Here is a 20,283-nt window from a genome sequence, read left to right as displayed (position 1 = left end):
TGGAGGCTCCTGATGACCACCGCCCCCGGGGCCACCCCCACGATCGTGCTCGTCGGCCACGGCATGGTCGGCCAGCGCTTCCTCGAAGCGCTCGCCGGGCGCGGCCTGACCGCCACGCACCGCGTGGTCGTGCTCTGCGAGGAGCCGCGTCCCGCGTACGACCGCGTCGCCCTCACCTCGTACTTCTCGGGCACCAGCCCCGACGAACTCTCGCTGACCGACGCGCGGTTCATCGACGACCACGGCATCGAGCTGTACGTCGGCGACCCCGCGGTGGCGGTCGACCGGGAAGCCCGCACGGTGACGGCCGCGTCCGGCGCGGTGTTCGGGTACGACACGCTGGTCCTGGCCACCGGCTCGTACCCGTTCGTGCCACCGGTCCCGCACCGGGAGGCGACCGGCTGCTTCGTGTACCGCACGATCGAGGACCTGCTCGCGATCGAGGAGTACGCGAAGAACGCCTCGACGGGTGCCGTGGTCGGCGGCGGCCTGCTCGGACTGGAGGCCGCGGGCGCGCTCAAGGGGCTCGGACTCACCTCCCACATCGTGGAGTTCGCACCCCGGCTGATGCCGGTGCAGGTGGACGAGGGCGGGGGCGCGGCGCTGCTGCGCACCATCGAGGAGATGGGCCTGACCGTCCACACCGGCGTGGGCACGCAGGAGATCGTGGTCGACGACGCGGGTGCCGTGACCGGCATGAAGCTGTCCGACGGTTCCGAACTCGCCACCGATCTGGTGGTGTTCAGCGCCGGAGTCCGGCCGCGTGACCAACTCGCCCGGGACTGCGGCCTGTCGGTCGGCGACCGCGGTGGAATCACCGTGGACGAGCAGTGCCGTACGGTGAGCGACCCGCACGTGTTCGCGATCGGCGAGTGCGCGCTGGCGGCGGACGGCCGGGTGTACGGCCTGGTGGCGCCGGGTTACGAGCAGGCCGAGACGGCCGCGGCGACCATCGCCTCCGACGAGGCCGCCTTCACCGGCGCCGACCTGTCGACCAAGCTGAAGCTGCTCGGCGTGGACGTGGCCTCCTTCGGCGACGCGCACGGCACGGGCGACGACTGCCTGGACGTGGTCTACTCCGACGCCCGTTCGGGCCTGTACAAGAAGCTGGTCATCGGCCGGGACGGCACCCTGCTCGGCGGCATCCTGGTCGGCGACGCGGAGGCGTACGGGACGCTGAAGGCGTTCACCGGTTCGGTGCCGCCGGTCGCCCCCGAGTCGCTGGTGCTGCCGGCCGGCGCCGGAGAGGGCGTCCAGCTCGGCCCGGCCGCACTGCCGGACGAGGCGGTCATCTGCTCCTGCAACAACGTCCGCAAGGGCACCGTCCGCGAGGCCGTCACCGGGCACAGCTGCACCACCGTGCCCGAGGTGAAGAAGTGCACCAAGGCCGGTACGACGTGCGGCAGTTGCGTCAAGGTCCTCGGACAGCTGGTCACCGCGGAGCTGGAGGCGTCCGGCGTCGAGGTCGACAAGGGCCTGTGCGGCTGCTTCGCGCAGACCCGCGAGGAGCTGTACGAGATCGTCCTCGCGTTGCGCGTCAACACCTACCAGGACCTGCTCGACCGGTACGGCCGCGAGGAGGCCCGGGGCGGCGACGGCTGCGAGACCTGCAAGCCCGCCGTCGGCTCGATCATCGCGTCCCTCGCCCCGACGATCGGCGCGAGCGGGTACGTCCTGGACGGCGAACAGGCGGCCCTCCAGGACAGCAACGACCACTTCCTCGCCAACCTCCAGAAGAACGGCTCCTATTCGGTCGTTCCGCGCATCCCCGGCGGTGAGATCACTCCCGAGGGCCTGATCACGATCGGTGAGATCGCCCGCGACTTCGGCCTGTACACGAAGATCACCGGTGGTCAGCGCATCGACATGTTCGGGGCGCGCGTCGAGCAGCTCCCGCTGATCTGGATGCGGCTGGTGGACGCCGGTTTCGAGTCCGGGCATGCCTACGGCAAGGCGCTGCGCACGGTGAAGTCCTGCGTGGGCTCGACCTGGTGCCGGTACGGCGTCCAGGACTCGGTCCGGATGGCGATCGACCTGGAGCTGCGCTACCGCGGGCTCCGGTCCCCGCACAAGCTCAAGTCGGCGGTGTCCGGCTGCGCCCGGGAGTGCGCGGAGGCCCGGTCGAAGGACTTCGGCGTCATCGCCACCGCGGGCGGCTGGAACCTCTACGTCGGCGGCAACGGCGGTGCCACGCCGCGCCACGCGGACCTGCTCGCCCAGGACCTGTCCGACGCCGAACTGGTCCGTCTGATCGACCGGTTCCTGATGTTCTACATCCGCACGGCGGACCGGCTGGAGCGCACGTCGACCTGGCTGGAGCGGATCCCGGGCGGCCTGGACCACGTCCGTGACGTCGTCGTCGAGGACTCGCTCGGCATCTGCGAGGAGCTGGAGTCCCTGATGGCGGCGCACGTCGCCCACTACGCCGACGAGTGGGCGGCGACCGTCGACAACCCCGAGAAGCTCGCCCGTTTCGTGTCCTTCGTCAACGCCCCCGACACCCCCGACCCGGTCGTGGGCTTCGTGCCCGAGCGTGACCAGATCAAGCCGGACCTGCCGCTGCTGTCCATCGGCATGCGCCCCGCCGCAGACGTACTGGAAGGAAGCGCCCAGCGATGACCCTGGCCCCCGAGACCACCGATCTGAAGGTCCAGCTCCAGTTGGCCGACAGCTGGTTCACGGTCTGCGACCTGAGCCTGCTGACCCCCGGCCGGGGGGTGGCCGCACTGCTGCCGGACGGACGCCAGGTCGCCGTCTTCCGCGACCGCACGGACCGCCTGTACGCCATCGACAACCGCGACCCCTTCGGCGGTGCGGCGGTCCTCTCCCGCGGCCTGACCGGCACCCACCAGGGCCGCCCGTTCGTCGCCTCACCGCTGCTGAAGCAGCGCTTCGACCTGACGACCGGCGAGTGCCTGGACGACGAGGCGGTCCGGGTGACGGCCTACGAGGTGCGGGCCGCCGTGTAGGAGCCGGTGCGGCCACCGCCGGTGCAGCCACCGCCGGTGCAGCCACCGCCGGTGCAGCCAGCCGGTGCGGCCACGCCCTGAGCGGCCTGAACGACTGATTTCTTGACCGATCGTTCTCGATGAATCTAGGCTCTGGCGCATGGCCAGGACCAAGGAGTTCGACCCGGACGCCGCGCTGCTGGCAGCTCTGGAGCTGTTCTGGCGGCGCGGCTACGAGGCCACCTCCGTGGCCGACCTGGTGGCCCACCTGGGCATCGGGCGGGCCAGCCTCTACGCGACCTTCGGCGGCAAGCACGAGCTGTACCTGAAGGCGCTGGACCGCTACCGGCGGGACCGCCTCCCCACCCTCCTGCACCGCCTGTCCCAGCCGGGTCCGGCGCTGCCGGCCGTACGCGCGCTGGTACGGCAGTACGCCGACGAGTCCGCGGTCGACGACCTGCGGCTGCGCGGCTGCCTGGTCACCAACACGGCGACCGAACTGGCCCCGCACGACCCGGCGGCGGCGCGCAGCGTCGAGCAGGACTGGGACCGTGTCGAGACGGTCCTGCACACCGCCCTGGTCCGCGCCCAGGCCCAGCACGAGCTGCCGGCCGACCGCGACCCGCTCGCCCTCGCCCGCACCCTGCTGGTGCTGCTCCAGGGCCTGCGGGTGGTGGGCAAGGCGTCGACGGACCCGGCCCGGGTCCGGGACGCGGCGGACCAGGTGCTGCGCCTGCTGGACTGACGGACGCCCCACGCTCTCTCCACAGCGCCGGGGGGTTTCTTTCCGTCTTCATACTGAACCGATCGTTCTGAAAATCGTTCTGCCAAAGGGGAGATCATGACCACGGGGAACCGTTTCTCGGGCCGTACGGCACTCGTCACGGGGGCCGGCAGCGGCATCGGCCGGACCACCGCCCTGGCGTTCGCGGCGGAGGGTGCGCGCGTGGTCGTGGCGGGCCGCCGGGAGGGGCCGCTGAAGGAGACGGTGACGCTGATCGAGGAGCGGGGCGGCGAGGCGGCGGCGGTACCGGCCGACCTCGTCCGGCCGGGGGACGCCATGAGGCTGGTCGCGGCCGCCGTGGACCGGTTCGGCTCGCTGGACGTGGCGGTCAACAACGCGGGGATCTTCCGGGGCGGTGTGCCGCTGGCCGACCTCCCGGAGGCCGACTGGCACGAGCAGCTGGCGGTCAACGTGACGGGGGTGCACCTCGCGTTGCAGGCGGAGATCCGCCGGATGCGGACCCAGCCGACGGGCGGTGCGATCGTCACCGTCTCCTCCAACTTCGGTGTCCACACCACGTCCGCCGGGGCCGCCGCGTACGCGGCGACGAAGGCGGCGGTGACGGCACTGAGCCGGGGCGCGGCGCTGGACCACATCAAGGACGGGGTCCGTATCAACGTCGTCAGCCCCGGGGCGACGGCCACCGCCATGTCGCTGCGCGCGGGCGAGACGGACGCGGACCGCGCCGCGCGGGCCCGGGCGACCCTCCCGCTGGGCCGGGTCTCGGCGACGGCGGAGATCGCGGCGGCCGTGCTGTACCTGGCCTCGGACGACGCCGCGTCCATGGTGGGCACGGACCTCCTGGTGGACAGCGGCGCCTCGCTGTAGCCACCGTACGGGCCGCCCGGCAGGGGCGTGCGATGCGGGGATGACGCGTAGGGTGCCGGGATGATCGCTGTTCCGGAGGGGCTGGTACGTGACACGGTCGGCCGCGAGGGCGACCGCGGGGCGGCGTGGATCGCCGAACTCCCTTCCATCGTCGCGGGCTTGCTGGAGAGCTGGGACTGCGAGCCGGACGGCGAGGTGACGCACGGGGGCGTCGGAGTGGTCGTCCCGGTACGGGAGCGGCCGTCCGGCAGGCGGTCCGTCGTCAAGGTGTCCTTCCCGCATCCCGGCAACGTCCACGAACCGGACGCCTTCGAGGCCTGGCGGGGCCGCGGAGCGGTCCTCCTGCACGGACGGGACGACGCCCGTTTCGCGCTCCTGCTGGAGCGGGCCCACATGACGACGCTGGCGGCGCTGGAGTCCGACGACGAGACGGTGGTGGCGATCGCGGGCCGTCTGAACCACCGCCTGGCCGTCCCGGCACCGGCGGCGCTGCCACGTCTGCGGGACCGGGCCGGGACCTGGGAGAGGGAGTTGCGGCGGGACGCCGCCGAGCTGGCGCACGGGCTGCCGCCGCGGGTGCTGGATGCGGCCGTCGCGACCACCCGCGAACTGGGCCGCGCCCAGCCGGACACCCTCGTCCACGGCGACCTGCACGCGCGCAACATCCTCCGGGGGGATCGCGAACCCTGGCTGGCCGTCGACCCGAAGGGCTGGGCCGGAGACCCCGCCTACGACGCCGGCACACTCCTGAAGTCCCGCGCCCTGAGCCTCATGCGGACCGGCGACCTGCGCAGGGCCGCCCACCGGCTCCTCGACGTCTTCGCCGAAGCAGCCGAACTCGACCGCGAACGAGTCCGCCGCTGGGCCCAGTTGCACGCCGTGCAGGCGGCCTTCTGGGCCCGCCGCCACGGCTTCCGCATCGCCCGCGACGGCCCACACCTGACCCACATCACCCGCTTCACCGACGAGCTGGCCACCTCACTGACCAGCTGACCCCCACCCGCCCGCACGGGCCCGGGTGACGGTGCGGCGGGCTGTCGTAGAGTGCGCCGGAGTGGGTGGGAATGCGATGCAGGGGGAGGCCGGCGTGGGTGCAGGGGAAGGTGTGCGGGGGTTCGACAGCCCCGAGCAGATGGTCGCGGAGGCGCGGAAGGCGTTCTTCGTGATGTTCGGGCTGCTCGTGACCGTCTGGCTGGTGCAACTGGCGAACTTCGCCGACCACTACGCCCTCTCCAGGGACTACGCGGTGGTCTCCGGCGACCTCGGCACGCTGCCCGACATCCTGGTCGCCCCGCTGCTGCACTGGAGCTGGGCGCACATCGAGAGCAACTCCGGCCCGCTGTTCGTCTTCGGCTTCCTCGCCGCCTACCGGGGCGTGCTGCGGTTCCTCGCGCTGACTCTGCTGATCGCCGTCAGCAGTGGCGCCGTGGTCTGGTTCTTCGAGCGGGGCGACGTGGCGACGGTCGGCGCCAGCGGCCTGATCTTCGGGTACTTCGGCTACGTCGTCGTACGCGGACTCTTCGACCGGCACCTGATCGACACGCTGGTGGGGGTCGTCATGGGCGCCTCCTTCGCCTACCTCCTCACCGTGGCCGTACCCGGCACCCCGGGTGTGAGCTGGCTCGGCCACCTCGGCGGGCTGCTCGGCGGTCTGGCCGGGGCCTGGCTCTTCCGGGACCGCCGGATGCGGACGGCACCCGCGGACGCCGCCACCCCCACCCCGCCCGGCACCGGCGACCCCACCCGCGCCGCCCTCCTCAAGGAACTGGACGACCACGGCCTGCTCTGAGGACCGTGAACGCACCGAGGGGCGGCGCCCCCCGCACAGGGTGCCGCCCCTCTTTTGTGTGCCGGGGCCGCCGTCCATCGGTCTTGAGGGTCGGGGACGGACGGCGGACCCGGGGTTCGTGGGAGGCCGTGCGGCCTCAGCGGTGGTCGCTGCCCTCCGACTGGGTCGCCGCCCGGCCGGCCTCCAGGCGGGCCACCGGGATGCGGAACGGGGAGCAGGAGACGTAGTCGAGGCCCACCTCGTGGAAGAAGTGGACGGACTCCGGGTCGCCGCCGTGCTCGCCGCAGACGCCCAGCTTGAGGTCGGGGCGGGTGGCGCGGCCGGCCTTGGCCGCCGCCGCGACCAGGGAGCCCACGCCGTCCCGGTCGATCGTCTCGAAGGGGGACACCCCGAAGATGCCCTTCTCCAGGTACGCGGTGAAGAAGGAGGCCTCCACGTCGTCGCGGCTGAAGCCCCAGACCGTCTGCGTCAGGTCGTTGGTGCCGAAGGAGAAGAACTGCGCCGCCTCGGCGATCTGACCGGCCGTCAGGGCCGCCCGCGGCAGCTCGATCATCGTGCCGATGGACAGCTTGAGGCTGGTGCCGGTCGCCGCCTCGACCTCCGCGATGACCTGGTCGGCCTCCTCGCGGACGATCTCCAGTTCCTGGACCGTGCCGACCAGCGGGATCATGATCTCCGCACGGGGGTCGCCCTTGGCGTTCTTGCGTTCGGCGGCGGCCTCGGCGATGGCGCGGACCTGCATGGTGAACAGGCCGGGGATGACGAGGCCGAGGCGGACGCCGCGCAGGCCCAGCATCGGGTTCTGCTCGTGCAGGCGGTGGACGGCCTGGAGAAGGCGCAGTTCGTTCTCGTGGGGTTCCTGGCGGGACTCCGCGAGGGCCACGCGGACCGAGAGTTCCGTGATGTCCGGGAGGAACTCGTGCAGCGGCGGGTCGAGGAGGCGGACCGTCACCGGCAGACCGTCCATCGCCGAGAAGAGTTCGACGAAGTCCTTCTTCTGGAGCGGGAGCAGGGCGCGCAGGGCCTCCTCGCGGTCCTCCTGGGTGTCCGCCAGGATGAGGCGTTCCACCAGCTCGCGGCGGTCGCCGAGGAACATGTGCTCGGTGCGGCACAGGCCGATGCCCTGGGCGCCGAAGCGGCGGGCGCGCAGCGCGTCCTCGGCGTTGTCGGCGTTGGCGCGCACCCGCAGCCGGCGCTTGCGGTCGGCGAAGGCCATGATGCGGTGGACGGCCTCGACGAGTTCGTCGGCGTCCTGGGCGCCCGCGTGCATCCGGCCCTCGAAGTACTCCACGACCGGGGACGGGACCACCGGGACCTCGCCCAGGTAGACCTTGCCGGAGGAGCCGTCGATGGAGATGACGTCGCCCTCCTCGACCACGTGCCCGCCCGGGACCGTCATCCGGCGCCGCTTGGTGTCGACTTCGAGGTCCTCCGCGCCGCACACGCACGTCTTGCCCATGCCACGGGCGACCACGGCCGCGTGGGAGGTCTTGCCGCCCCGGGAGGTGAGGATGCCCTCCGCCGCGATCATGCCGTCGAGGTCGTCGGGGTTGGTCTCGCGGCGGACCAGGATGACCTTCTCGCCCGAGCGGGACCACTTCACCGCGGTGTACGAGTCGAAGACCGCCTTGCCGACCGCCGCGCCCGGCGAGGCCGCGATGCCCCGGCCGACCTGCTGGGCCTTGGCCTGGTCGTCGAAGCGCGGGAACATCAGCTGGGCGAGCTGGGCGCCGGTGACGCGCTGGAGGGCCTCGGTCTCGTCGATCAGGCCCTGGTCGACGAGCTGGGTGGCGATCCGGAAGGCCGCGCCCGCGGTGCGCTTGCCGACCCGGGTCTGGAGCATCCACAGCTGACCGCGCTCGATGGTGAACTCGATGTCGCAGAGGTCCTTGTAGTGGTTCTCCAGCGTCTCCATGATCTGCATCAGCTGGTCGTACGACTTCTTGTCGATCTGCTCCAGCTCCGCGAGCGGGACCGTGTTGCGGATGCCCGCGACCACGTCCTCGCCCTGGGCGTTCTGGAGGTAGTCGCCGTAGACGCCCTGGTGTCCCGAGGCGGGGTCGCGGGTGAAGGCGACGCCGGTGCCGGAGTCGGGGCCCAGGTTGCCGAAGACCATCGAGCAGACGTTGACGGCGGTGCCGAGGTCGCCGGGGATGCGCTCCTGGCGGCGGTAGAGCTTGGCGCGGTCGGTGTTCCAGGACTCGAAGACCGCCTTGATGGCGAGGTCCATCTGCTCACGGGGGTCCTGCGGGAAGTCCCGGCCGGCCTGGGCCTTGACGATCTTCTTGAAGCTGGTGACCAGCTTCTTGAGGTCGGCCGCCTCCAGGTCCGTGTCGACGGTGACCTTCTTGGCGTCCTTGGCCGCGTCGAGGGCCTCCTCGAACAGCTCGCCGTCGACGCCGAGGACCGTCTTGCCGAACATCTGGATGAGGCGGCGGTAGGAGTCCCAGGCGAAGCGGTCGTCGCCGGCCTGCTTGGCCAGGCCCTGGACCGACTTGTCGGAGAGGCCGATGTTCAGGACCGTGTCCATCATGCCGGGCATGGAGAACTTGGCGCCGGAGCGGACCGAGACGAGCAGGGGGTTGTCGGCCTGGCCGAGCTTCTTGCCCATCCGGCTTTCGAGGGCGTCGAGGTGCGCACTCACCTCGTCACGCAGTGCCGCGGGCTCCGCGCCGCTGTCGAGGTAGACCTTGCAGGCCTCCGTCGTGATGGTGAAGCCGGGGGGAACGGGGAGTCCCAGGTTCGTCATCTCGGCGAGGTTCGCGCCCTTGCCACCCAGGAGGTCCTTGAGGTCCTTGTTTCCCTCGGTGAAGTCGTAGACGAACTTCGCTACGTGGGGTTCTTTGTTTTCCGACACGGGTCTCGACTCCCTCGAGGACGCGGTGGCTGCCCTGACGGCGAGGAACATACCCAGATCGAAGGCGTCTGGGTACGTCTACTCGCGTGTCATGCGCCCGTAACCGGTCGTCCGCCAGTGGATTGAAAGTCAAAGCTTGGCAAGCCGTAGTCCGGTTGTGTTTTCAGTTCTTGAACACATCATCGCGCATCGCCGCACGATTTCGCTCATCTGAGCGACCATCCCGCACGTCTGATTTCGATCGATGAACGATCAAGGGGTGGCACCCAGTGCCACCCCTTGGAGAAGTGCAGTCGCCCATGATCCGCTCATCTGAGCGCAACCCTTATCAAGGGTGGCGAGAATCACGCTGCCACATACCGCCCGGGTTCACCATGCGGACAGCGGAACGGGACGGAAACGCACCGGTCACACGCGCCGGTCACACGCCCAGCGCCAGCAGCCGCTCCTCGACCCGCTCCGGCGCGTACAGCTGCGCCACGACCAGCAGCCCGGCACCGACCAGCGCCGCCCGCTCGTCCAGTCGCGAGGTGACGACGTCCAGGTGGGCGGTGGAGCGGGGCAGCGCGCGCTGGTACAGCAGCTCCCGCACACCGGTGAGGAACGGGGTGCCCGCCAGGTCCCCGGCGATCATCAGCACCCCGGGGTTGAGCAGGGTGACGACCGTCGCCAGCACGTCCCCGACCCGGCGGCCGGCCTCCCGCGCCAGCGCAGCCGCCTGCGGATGGCCCGCGGCGAGCAGATCCCGCACGTCCGAGCCCGAGGCCGCCGGCACCCCCGCCTCCGTCAGCCGCCGGGCCACCGCGCCACCGCTGGCGACGGCGGCGAGGCAGCCGTACGAACCGCAGCGGCACTGCGCCTCGGCGCCCACCCGGATGTGGCCGATGTCCCCGGCGCCGCCGTCGACGCCCCGGAAGACGGCGCCGTCGACCACGACCCCGGCACCGATGCCGGTCGAGACCTTCACCAGGACGAACGCCGAGCAGTCGGGGTGTCCGGTGCGCTGCTCGCCGTACGCCATCAGGTTCGCGTCGTTGTCCACCACGACCGGGACCGCGGGCGCGCCGGTGTGTTCCGTGAACGCCCTGGCCAGCCGCCCCCGTATGTCGTAGCCGTCCCAGCCCGGCATGATCGGGGGCTGTACGACCCGGCCGGTGTCCATGTCGACGGGACCCGGTACCGCGAGGCCGATCCCGCAGACCTCGTCCGCGCGGTGACCGGTCTTCGTCAGCAACTCGGCCAACCAGCGGCCGAGTTCGGGAAGCACCGCCTCCGGTCCCTCCTGGATGACCAGGGTGCCGGAGTGCTCCGCGAGGATCTCGCCGCTCAGCGAGAGCACCGCGGCCCGGGCGTGCCGCGTCTCCAGGTCGGCGGCGAGCACCACCGCGTGGGAGTCGTCGAACTCGAGGGTGATGGAGGGGCGTCCGCCGAGCGGCGAGCCGACCGGGCCGCCGGCGCCCTCGCGCAGCCAGCCCGCGCGGAACAGCCGGTCCAGGCGCTGACCGACGGTCGCACGGGAGAGTCCGGTCGCCTGCTGGAGCGCACCGCGCGTCACGGCCCGTCCACTGCGCACCAGTTCGAGCAGTTCGCCCGCGTTCGCCTGCCCGCCGCCCCTGCCGGTTCTCCCCGGACGTCCGGTCATGCGCACCCCCTTGTGTTTCTCAAGCTTGCATTACATATTGAGTTTTGCGTGTTAAATAGACGTAACCCTACGGTAGCCACAGCCAAACCCGGTCGGCCGGACGTCTTCGGGGAGTCCCGAGTGGATCGCACTGCCCAGCTCACCGCCTCTGCGCCAGCTCACGAGATCGCATACGATCCACCGTCCACGCTGCCGAACGGCCCGGCGTCCCTGCACGTCACGGCCGCGCGGGTGCTCGACGCGAACTGGACCGGCACCTCGACCGTGCCCTCCCGGCGGCTGTATCCGCACCAGTGGTCCTGGGACTCGGCGTTCGTGGCGATCGGGCTGCGGCACCTGTCGCCGCTGCGCGCGCAGACGGAGCTGGAGACGCTGCTGGCCGCCCAGTGGGCCGACGGGCGGATCCCGCACATCGTGTTCAACCCCTCCGTACCCCTCGACGCGTACTTCCCGAGCCCGGACTTCTGGCGCTCCTCGACCGCGGGCCGCGCCGCGGGCGCCCCGCGCACCGTACAGACCTCCGGGATCGTGCAGCCACCCGTGCACGCGCTGGCCGTCTGGCTGGTGCACCTGGCCGACCCGGGCCTGTCCCGGGCGCGCGGCTTCCTGGCCGGTGCCTACCCGCGACTCGCCGCCTGGCACCGCTATCTGCTGCACCGGCGCGACCTGGGCGGCGGCGGGCTGGTTTCGGTCGTCCACCCCTGGGAGCAGGGGATGGACAACAGCCCCTGCTGGGACGCCCCCCTCTCCCGCGTCGTCCCGGCCCCGGCGCGCTCCTTCCGCCGGGCCGACCTGGACCACGGCGCCCCCGAGGACCGGCCGACGGACCTGGACTACGGGCGGTACGTGCGGCTCGCGGCCGACTACCGGGACGCCGGGTACGCGGACCACGGGCGGGAGTTCGCCGTCGAGGACCCCGCGTTCAACGCGCTGCTCGTCGCCTCCGAGCACGCCCTCGCCCGCATCGCGCGGGAGCTGGGGGCGACCGGCACGGCACGGCACGCGCGGGCCGAGCGGCTGACGGCGGCGCTGGTGGACCGGCTGTGGGACCCGGAGCGGGAGATCTTCCTCTGCCGGGACCTGCGGGGCGACGGCGGCCTGATCCCCGAGCGCTCGGTCTCCGGGCTGGTCCCGCTGCTCCTGCCCGAGCTGCCGGCCGAGACCGCCGCCGCGCTGGTACGGACCCTGACCGGCCCGCACTTCGGCACCGCCACCCGTCTGGTCCCCAGCTACGACCTGCTCGGCGAGGCCTTCGACCCGCACCGCTACTGGCGCGGGCCCGCCTGGTTCAACACCGGCTGGCTGCTGGAGCGGGGGCTGCGCGAACACGGCGAGCTGGAGCGGGCGGACGCGCTCGCCGAGGCGCTCGTGGGGACCGCCGGCGCGAGCGGGTTCGCCGAGTACGTCGACCCGGGCACCGGCGAGGCGTGCGGCGCGACCGGCTTCAGCTGGACGGCGGCACTCGCCCTCGACCTGCACCACAGCACGAAGCACGCGAAACACCTGAAACAGTCAACACATTCTAAAAATTGACAAGACCTGACAAAACGACGTGTCTTCGTCGTGGGCGGCACGTTCGACCTGGGTGACAAAGGAGGGGACCGGGGATGACGGACCGGCATCACCTGCTCGTGCACGGCGAGACCTTCGCCGCTGTGGACGACCACGGCGACATCAGCGGCGTCCGGGGCGGCGGCTCCCCGGACGGGTTGTTCGTACGGGACGCCCGGCACCTCAGCCGCTGGCAGCTGACGGCCGACGGGGCGCTGCCCGAGGTGCTCACCCCGGTCGCCGACGGGGACGGCGCGCGCTGCGTGCTGGTGCCGCGCGGCGGCCGCCAGGAACCGCCCGCGCACACGCTGTTCCGGGAACAGGCCGTCGGGGACGGCGCGTTCGTCGAGTCGCTGCGGGTCACCAGCAACCGCCCCGTGCCCACCACGATCCGGCTCGCGATCACCGCCGACGCCGACTTCACCGACCAGTTCGAACTCCGCGCCGACCACCGCACCTACACCAAGTCCGGTGCGGTGCGCTCCCGTCAGATCCTCGACGACGGGATGGAGTTCGGCTACCGGCGGGGCGAATGGCGGTCCTGTACGACGATCACGGCCGACCCGGCGCCGGACGGCGTGGAGGAGACCGGCACCGGGGCCCGGCGGATGGTGTGGACGCTGGAGCTGGCGCCGTACGGCACGACCGAGCTGGTCGTCCGGGTGATCGGGCGCCCGCACGGCGACCGGCGGGCGCTGCGCGTACCCCGCGACCCGGCCGCGCTCAACGAGCAGCTGCTCGCCGAAGAGGGCGAGTTCGTGGAGGGCGTGGCCTTCCCGACCGGCTGGCCGGAGCTGGCAGCGGCCTGCGCCCGCGGCCTCGCCGACCTCGCCACGCTCCAGGTGCCGGCCACCGGACCGGACGGGGAGCAGCTCCGGGTCCCCGCCGCGGGCGCCCCCTGGTTCCTCACCCTGCTCGGCCGCGACGCCCTGCTCACCTCCCTCTTCGCCCTCCCCTACCGCCCGCAGCTGGCCGCCGCCACCCTCCCGGCGCTCGCCGCCACCCAGGCGACCGAGACCGGCGCGCACCCCGTGGCCCAGCCCGGGAAGATCGTCCACGAGGTACGGCACGGGGAGCTGGCCCACTTCGGGCAGGTGCCGTACGGGCGTTACTACGGGTCCGTCGACGCGACCCCGCTCTTCCTGATCCTGCTCGGCGCGTACGTGGAACGCACCGGGGACCTCGCGACGGCCCGGCGGCTGGAGCGCCACGCGCGCGCGGCCGTCGGCTGGATGCTCGACCACGGCGGGCTGACCTCGCTCGGCTACCTCGTCTACCGCGCGGACAAGGGCGGGCTCGCCAACCAGAACTGGAAGGACTCCCCCGGCGCGATCTGCTCCGCCGACGGCAGCCGGCCGGTGGGGACCGTGATGGCGGCGGGCGCGCAGGGGTACGCGTACGACGCGTTGCGGCGGACGGCGTGGGTGGCGCGGACCGTGTGGGCCGACGAGACGTACGCGGCGCTCCTCGAACAGGCGGCCGGTGACCTGCGGGACCGGTTCCAGCGGGACTTCTGGATGCGGGAGGCCGGGTTTCCCGCGCTCGCGCTGGACGGGGAGGGGCGGCAGGTCGACGCGCTCGCCTCGGACGCGGGGCACCTGCTGTGGTCGGGGCTGCTCGACAAGGAGTACGGGGAGCAGGTCGGACGGCGGTTGCTGGAGCCGGACTTCTTCTCCGGGTGGGGGGTGCGGACGCTGGCCGCGGGGCAGCCGGCGTACCACCCGTTGTCGTACCACCGGGGGTCGGTGTGGCCGCACGACAACGCGCTGATCGCGCTGGGGCTGGCGCGGTACGGGATGCACGACGAGGCCCGTACCGTGGCGCACGGGCTGGTGGACGCGGCGACCGCGGGCGGCCACCGGCTGCCGGAGGTGCTGGCCGGGTACGGGCGCCAGACGCATCCGGAGCCGGTGCCCTATCCGCACGCGTGCGCACGGGAGTCGCGGTCGGCGGCGGCTCCGTTGGCGCTGTTGACCGCGGTGGGGGGTGCGTAGGGCGCCGGTGCGGGGCGTTGGTCGGTATGCGTTTGCCCGGTGTTTGCCGAAGGTCCTGAACCGGGGTCTTCTGCGAGCCGTACGGAAAGTCGGCGGGTCCAGGCCTCCCCAGCGTTGACCCGCCCTCTCCGTCTCACGGGTCTCGCACGGAAGGACCTCCGGGTTGCCTCAGCACACGAGCACACGCCAGTCATCAAGCACGGCCGGGGAGCCCGGGGCTGAGGTCGAGGCCGAGCAGGCCGAGGGGACCGCAGTGGCCGCCGGGGACACGGAGACCGCGCACGAAGCGGCGCCCACGGGCGAGCACGGGGCCGTGGGCGAGGACGCGCCCGCGGACCACGCGACCCCCGCCCCCGGAGCAAGGGCCGCGACCGAGAAGACCACCACCGAAGCCGCTTCGGACCGGACCGACCCCAGGACCGCCGGCGAAGCCGAGCCCGAAGCCAGGAGGGGGGCCAGGAGGGGGGCCAGGAGGGGGGCCAGGCCGGAGGCCACCGCCGAGCCCGACGGCAAGACCACTCCCGAGCCCGACGGCAAGACCACTCCCGAGCCCACGGCCAGCGCCGCCGGCGAGGCCACTGCCAAGCCCACCCCCGAGGCCGACGGCGAGACCGTCCCCGAGCCCGCGGGCGGAACCCGTGACGAGGCCGCGGCCAGGACCGGTGCCCAGGCCGCGGCCGGCGCCGGTGACGAGGCCGCGGCCGAGGGCGCCTCCGAGGCCGGTGGACAGGTCGGGATGGACGCGCGTACCGGAGTTGCTTCCGGGGCGTCGGCCGAGGGCGCCCCCGAGGCCGGTGGACAGGTCGGGATGGACGCGCGTACCGGAGTTGCTTCCGGGGCGTCGGCCGAGGGCGCCCCCGAGGCGCGGGACGCAGTCGCTGTCGCGCCGGAGCCCGGAGCCTCCGAGGGCGCCCCCGAGCCCGCCTCCGAAAGCGGTGACGAGGCCGAGCCCGCTGTCGGAGCGTCGCCCGAGGCCCCTTCGCAACCCGCCCCGCACGCCCGTACCGGAGCCGCACCCGACGCGGCGCCCACCACCTCTCCCGGCGCCGCCCCCGAAGCAGGTACCCCGGTTCGGCGGCCTCGGATATGGCAGCGGTGGCGCGCGGAGCACCCCTCTGCCGCACGGGTGCTCTCCGTCACCGTCACCGTGCTCTCCGCCCTCCTCGTCTACGCCTGCCTGCTGATGCCCAACACGCTCAGCGGCCTGAAGCCGGTCACGTTCGTGCGGATCCCGGCCGAGGCGGTCATGGGCGCGGTGGTGCTGCTGGCGCTGCCGCGGCGCTACCGGCTGGTGCTCGCCTCGGTCGCCGGGGCGGTGGTCGGTGCGCTGACCATCGTGGACTTCTTCAACATGGGGTTCGTCGACTACCTGGGCCGTCCCTTCAACATCATCCTGGACTGGTCCCTGCTGCCCGACGCCCGCGGCTACCTGAAGGACACCCTCGGCGGCACCGTCGAGCTGGCGATCACCGTCGGCGCGGTGCTGCTGGTCTTCCTGCTGATCGGGATCGTCGCGCTGGCCACCGTACGGGTCTCCGACCAGCTCGCCCGGGTCCGGACGAAGGCCACCCGGGGGACACTGATCGTCGGCACGGTGTGGATCACCTGCAACGCGCTCGGCCTGTCGGTCGCCGGCTCGCCGCTCGCCGCGCAGAAGGCGACCGCGGTGCTGAAGACGCAGGTGCGCACCGTGCAGCTGACGCTGAAGGACGAGGCCGAGTTCCGCAAGGTCGCCAAGGTCGACGCCTTCGGCAACACCCCGGGCGACCAGCTGGTGCCGGCGCTGCGCGGCAAGGACGTGGTCTTCACGTTCATCGAGAGCTACGGGCGCAGCGCCATCGAGGACCCGATCGAGGCACCCGGTGTCGACAGGACGCTGGACGCGCAGACGGCGATGCTGAAGAAGGCCGGTTACGCCGCGAAGAGCGGCTGGCTGACGTCGGCGACGTACGGCGGCAGCAGCTGGCTGGGACACTCCACCACCATGTCCGGACTGTGGGTCAGCAACCAGCAGCGGTACCGGACGGTCATGGCCAGCGACCACCTGAGCCTGACCAAGGCGTTCGAGAAGACCGGTGACTTCGACACCGTCGGTGTGATGCCGGGTATCCAGAAGGGCTGGCCGGAGCAGAGCTTCTACGGCCTCGGCAAGGTCTACAACGCCTTCCAGCTCGGCTACAAGGGGCCGAAGTTCAGCTGGTCGACGATGCCCGACCAGTACGCGCTCCAGCAGTTCCAGGACCGGGTGCACAGCAGGAAGCCGGCCGGCGGCAAGTCCCGGATGTCGCTGCTGATCCTGACCTCCAGCCACCAGCCGTGGGCGCCGATCCCGAAGATGGTGCCATGGGACGAACTGGGCGACGGCTCGGTCTTCGACGCCATCCAGAAGGCCGGCAACAAGGCGTCCGACGTCATCGCCGACACCACCAGGTCCCGCCAGGAGTACGGCAAGTCGGTCCAGTACTCGGTGACCGCGCTCACCCAGTGGCTACAGCGCTACGGCAACGACGACACGGTCCTGGTCTTCCTCGGCGACCACCAGCCGATCGCCCGGGTCAGCGGCAACCACGCCAGCCGTGACGTGCCGATCTCCATCGTCGCCAAGGACCCGAAGGTCCTCGACGCGATCGGCTCCTGGAACTGGACCGACGGTCTGCGCCCGGCGCACGACGCCCCGGTGTGGAAGATGAGCGCTTTCCGCGACAGGTTCCTGACCGCGTTCGGCTCCACCCCGCACCCGAAGACGAACTGAGCGCTCAGCCGCCCGAGGTGTCCAGTTCGGCGTCCTCGGTGATCCCGGCGCAGTCGTAGGGGTCCTTCAGCCAGCCGTCCGGCAGCACCACCCGGTTGTTGCCGGACGTACGGCCGCGGGGTCCGTCGGCGCCCACGGGCCAGGGCTGGTCGAGGTCCAGTTCGTCGAGGCCCTCGCGGAGTTCCGCCAGGGAGGAGGTGACGGCCAGACGCCTGCGCATCTCGCTGCCGACCGCGAAGCCCTTGAGGTACCAGGCGACGTGCTTGCGGAAGTCGACGACGCCCTTGGACTCGTCGCCGAGCCACTCGCCGAGCAGCCCGGCGTGCCGGACCATGACGTCGGCGACCTGGCGCAGGGACGGCCGGGCGATGTCCTCGTGCCGCCCCTCGAACGCCGCCACCAGGTCCGCGAACAGCCACGGCCTGCCCAGGCACCCGCGCCCGACCACGACCCCGTCGCAGCCGGTCTCCCGCACCATCCGCAGCGCGTCCTCGGCCGACCAGATGTCGCCGTTGCCGAGCACCGGGATCTCCGGGACGTGTTCCTTGAGGCGGGCGACGGCCTCCCAGTCGGCGGTGCCGCCGTAGTGCTGGGCGGCGGTGCGGCCGTGCAGCGCGATCGAGGTGACGCCCTCCTCGACGGCGATCCGGCCGGCGTCGAGGTAGGTGATGTGGTCGTCGTCGATGCCCTTGCGCATCTTCATCGTGACGGGCAGGTCCCCGGCGCCGCTCACCGCCTCGCGGAGGATCGCGCGGAGCAGGTTGCGCTTGTACGGGAGGGCCGAGCCGCCGCCCTTGCGCGTCACCTTCGGGACCGGGCAGCCGAAGTTCAGGTCGATGTGGTCGGCCAGGTCCTCCTCCGCGATCATGCGGACGGCCTTGCCGACGGTGGCCGGGTCGACGCCGTACAGCTGGATCGAGCGCGGCTTCTCGGTCGCGTCGAAACGGATCAGCTGCATGGTCTTCTCGTTGCGCTCGACCAGGGCCCGGGTCGTGATCATCTCGCTGACGAACAGCCCCTTGCCCCCGCTGAACTCTCGGCACAGGGTGCGGAAGGGGGCGTTGGTGATCCCGGCCATGGGGGCCAGGACGACCGGCGGCTGAACCGTGTGGGGGCCGATCTGCAGGGGCGACGTGGGCTCGGGCATTCCCCCATTGTCGCGTACGGCGCACGGTGCCCGGACGCCACGATCATGTAGCGGTCATTAGTTAGACGCACTATCGAAACCGGCGTAGGATGACGCCATGCCCGAGCTGAGCCCCCGCCGCCGCATGCTCGTGCTCGCGATCTGCTGCATGAGCCTGCTGATCGTGAGTCTCGACACCACCGCTCTCAACGTCGGCCTGCCGTCCATGCAGCGCGAGCTGCACGCCTCCACGGCCGGACTTCAGTGGACGATCGACGCGTACACCCTGGTCCTGGCCTCGCTGCTGATGCTCGCCGGTTCCACCGGCGACCGGGTCGGCCGCAAGAAGGTCTTCATGACCGGACTCGTGGTCTTCTCCCTCGGCTCGCTGCTGTGCTCGCTCGCGCCGAACCTGGAGTCGCTGATCGCATTCCGCATGGTGCAGGCGGTGGGTGGCTCGATGCTGAACCCCGTCGCCATGTCGATCATCACCAACACCTTCACCGACCCGCGTGAGCGGGCCCGGGCGATCGGCGTGTGGGGTGCGGTGGTCGGCATATCCATGGCCGCGGGACCGCTGGTCGGCGGCCTGCTGGTGGAGTCGGTCGGCTGGCGCGCGATCTTCTGGGTCAACCTCCCGGTGGGCCTGGCGGCACTGCTGCTGACCCTGCGCTTCGTACCGGAGTCCCGGGCGCCGAAGGCCCGCCGTCCCGACCCGGTCGGCCAGGTGCTGGTCATCGCGCTGTTCGGTTCGCTGACGTACTCGATCATCGAGGCGCCGACGGCGAGCGCGGCCACGGTGGTCCCGTTCGCCGTGGTGGCCCTGGCCGCCCTGCTCGGACTGCTCTGGTACGAGCCGCGGCGTGACCAGCCCCTCATCGACCTGCGCTTCTTCCGTTCGGTGCCGTTCAGCGGCGCCACGGTGATCGCGATCAGCGCGTTCGCGTCGCTCGGCGGCTTCCTGTTCCTGTCCACGCTGTACCTGCAGAACGTGCGCGGTCTCGACGCCCTGCACGCGGGCCTGTGGATGCTGCCGATGGCGGTGCCGATGTTCCTGTGCGCGCCGCTGGCGGGACGCCTGGTGGGCGGCCGCGGGCCGCGTCTGCCGCTGGTGATCGCCGGGGTGGCGATGACGGCGAGCGCGGTGCTGTTCGCGGCCTTCGAGGCGGAGACCTCGGACACCACCCTCTTCGCCGGCTATGTCCTGTTCGGCATCGGCTTCGGCTTCGTGAACGCCCCGATCACCAACACCGCGGTCTCCGGGATGCCGAGGTCGCAGGCGGGGGTCGCGGCGGCGATCGCCTCCACCAGCAGGCAGCTGGGCCAGACCCTGGGCGTGGCGGTCGTCGGCGCGGTGCTGGCGTCGGGGATCGGCTCGTCGTCGTACCACCGGTCCTTCGTGACCGCCGCCCGGCCCGGCTGGTGGATCCTCGCCGCCTGCGGCGTCGCGGTCCTGGTCCTGGGGGCGCTGACCAACGGCCGCTGGGCCCGCGGCACCGCCGAGCGCACCGCGCAGCGCCTGGAGTCGGCGGAGATCCGCCAGGTGGTGGGCGCCGGGGGCCGGGTCTAGGGTCCATCAGAAGGGCCCTGGCTGCCCCTGCCCCTGCCGACCGCGCCCTCGCGGGCGGGGGCGCCGGGCCGGTGCAGCTCGGCCGGCGTGACCGTCAGCAGGAGCTGGTCATGCGCTGGTGGCGGGTCCGGACCAGCTGGTGGAGGGTGCCCAGGGCCAGGGCCTGGAGCAGGGCGGACACCACGACCATGGTGACGAAGAACCAGTCCGGCGTCCCCGCGGGGCCCCAGGCGGCCCGGCCCAGCGCCCCGACGAGCAGGAACGCGGGGAAGGTGACCAGGGGCGGCCAGAGCCAGGCCGAGGCGGGATCCGTGTCCTGGGTGACGACGGGGTCCAGCGCGGCCTTGGCGATGACGAACGCGACCAGGGCGAGGTAGGCCACCGACACCCGGTTGCCGAGCGTCAGCCGTACGAGCGTGCGGACAAGGCCAGGTCCCATCGG

The 20,283-nt window shown here is 72.1% G+C and carries 14 protein-coding genes; 10 read left to right on the top strand and 4 right to left on the bottom strand.

Annotated features, from left to right (window positions below; genetic code table 11):
* The first annotated feature begins 12 nt into the window (after nt 1–12).
* The 6 genes from nirB to AB0958_RS05540 all read left to right on the top strand — a co-directional run bounded on the left by nirB (nt 13) and on the right by AB0958_RS05540 (nt 6,349).
* Nucleotides 13–2,619, top strand: coding sequence for a nitrite reductase large subunit NirB (gene nirB / locus AB0958_RS05565; protein ID WP_366888992.1), 2,607 nt, complete (start codon nt 13–15; stop codon nt 2,617–2,619).
* Nucleotides 2,616–2,969, top strand: a complete 354-nt coding sequence (gene nirD, locus AB0958_RS05560) for a nitrite reductase small subunit NirD (protein WP_366888991.1) — start codon at nt 2,616–2,618, stop codon at nt 2,967–2,969. The genes nirB and nirD overlap by 4 nt, the downstream gene beginning before the upstream one ends.
* 139 nt (nt 2,970–3,108) lie before the next feature.
* On the top strand, nt 3,109–3,693 hold the full coding sequence (locus AB0958_RS05555; protein ID WP_366888990.1) for a TetR family transcriptional regulator: 585 nt from the start codon (nt 3,109–3,111) through the stop codon (nt 3,691–3,693).
* 96 nt (nt 3,694–3,789) lie between these two features.
* Nucleotides 3,790–4,560 carry an SDR family oxidoreductase gene (locus AB0958_RS05550; RefSeq protein WP_366888989.1) on the top strand — a complete coding sequence of 257 codons (771 nt, stop codon included), beginning with the start codon at nt 3,790–3,792 and terminating at the stop codon, nt 4,558–4,560.
* A 60-nt stretch (nt 4,561–4,620) separates the two neighbouring features.
* Nucleotides 4,621–5,553 carry an aminoglycoside phosphotransferase family protein gene (locus AB0958_RS05545; RefSeq protein ID WP_366888988.1) on the top strand — a complete coding sequence of 311 codons (933 nt, stop codon included), beginning with the start codon at nt 4,621–4,623 and terminating at the stop codon, nt 5,551–5,553.
* Between the two features lie 94 nt (nt 5,554–5,647).
* Nucleotides 5,648–6,349: a rhomboid family intramembrane serine protease gene (locus tag AB0958_RS05540; protein WP_366888987.1), complete on the top strand. Its 702-nt coding sequence runs from the start codon at nt 5,648–5,650 to the stop codon at nt 6,347–6,349.
* 136 nt (nt 6,350–6,485) lie between these two features.
* Here AB0958_RS05540 and ppdK read toward each other — a convergent pair whose 3' ends face one another.
* Nucleotides 6,486–9,206, bottom strand: a complete 2,721-nt coding sequence (gene ppdK, locus AB0958_RS05535) for a pyruvate, phosphate dikinase (protein WP_366888986.1) — start codon at nt 9,204–9,206, stop codon at nt 6,486–6,488.
* 421 nt (nt 9,207–9,627) lie between these two features.
* Nucleotides 9,628–10,848 carry an ROK family protein gene (locus AB0958_RS05530; protein WP_366888985.1) on the bottom strand — a complete coding sequence of 407 codons (1,221 nt, stop codon included), beginning with the start codon at nt 10,846–10,848 and terminating at the stop codon, nt 9,628–9,630.
* Between the two features lie 120 nt (nt 10,849–10,968).
* On the opposite strand from AB0958_RS05530, the gene AB0958_RS05525 reads away from it, so the two are divergent.
* The 3 genes from AB0958_RS05525 to AB0958_RS05515 all read left to right on the top strand — a co-directional run bounded on the left by AB0958_RS05525 (nt 10,969) and on the right by AB0958_RS05515 (nt 17,145).
* The gene (locus tag AB0958_RS05525) at nt 10,969–12,381 is read left to right on the top strand and encodes a hypothetical protein (protein ID WP_366888984.1); all 1,413 of its coding nucleotides are present in this window, start codon (nt 10,969–10,971) and stop codon (nt 12,379–12,381) included.
* 74 nt (nt 12,382–12,455) lie between these two features.
* Nucleotides 12,456–14,393: a glycogen debranching N-terminal domain-containing protein gene (locus AB0958_RS05520; protein ID WP_366888983.1), complete on the top strand. Its 1,938-nt coding sequence runs from the start codon at nt 12,456–12,458 to the stop codon at nt 14,391–14,393.
* 736 nt (nt 14,394–15,129) lie between these two features.
* Entirely contained in the window at nt 15,130–17,145 is a 2,016-nt protein-coding gene (locus tag AB0958_RS05515) for a CDP-alcohol phosphatidyltransferase (RefSeq protein WP_366889020.1), read from the top strand.
* Nucleotides 17,146–17,149: 4 nt separating this feature from the next.
* Here AB0958_RS05515 and dusB read toward each other — a convergent pair whose 3' ends face one another.
* Nucleotides 17,150–18,292, bottom strand: coding sequence for a tRNA dihydrouridine synthase DusB (gene dusB / locus AB0958_RS05510; protein ID WP_366888982.1), 1,143 nt, complete (start codon nt 18,290–18,292; stop codon nt 17,150–17,152).
* A gap of 97 nt (nt 18,293–18,389) precedes the next feature.
* Between dusB and AB0958_RS05505 the strand changes: the two genes are divergently transcribed.
* On the top strand, nt 18,390–19,841 hold the full coding sequence (locus AB0958_RS05505) for an MFS transporter (RefSeq protein ID WP_366888981.1): 1,452 nt from the start codon (nt 18,390–18,392) through the stop codon (nt 19,839–19,841).
* 94 nt (nt 19,842–19,935) lie between these two features.
* Here the strand turns inward: AB0958_RS05505 and AB0958_RS05500 are convergent, their stop codons facing one another.
* The gene (locus tag AB0958_RS05500) at nt 19,936–20,280 is read right to left on the bottom strand and encodes a hypothetical protein (RefSeq protein WP_366888980.1); all 345 of its coding nucleotides are present in this window, start codon (nt 20,278–20,280) and stop codon (nt 19,936–19,938) included.
* Nucleotides 20,281–20,283 lie beyond the last annotated feature (3 nt).

It is taken from the genome of Streptomyces sp. NPDC006655 (assembly GCF_040703965.1).
GTDB lineage: Bacteria > Actinomycetota > Actinomycetes > Streptomycetales > Streptomycetaceae > Streptomyces.
The sequence above is the reverse complement of the archived record's forward strand: the minus strand, read 5'-3'. Positions and strand labels throughout refer to the sequence as shown.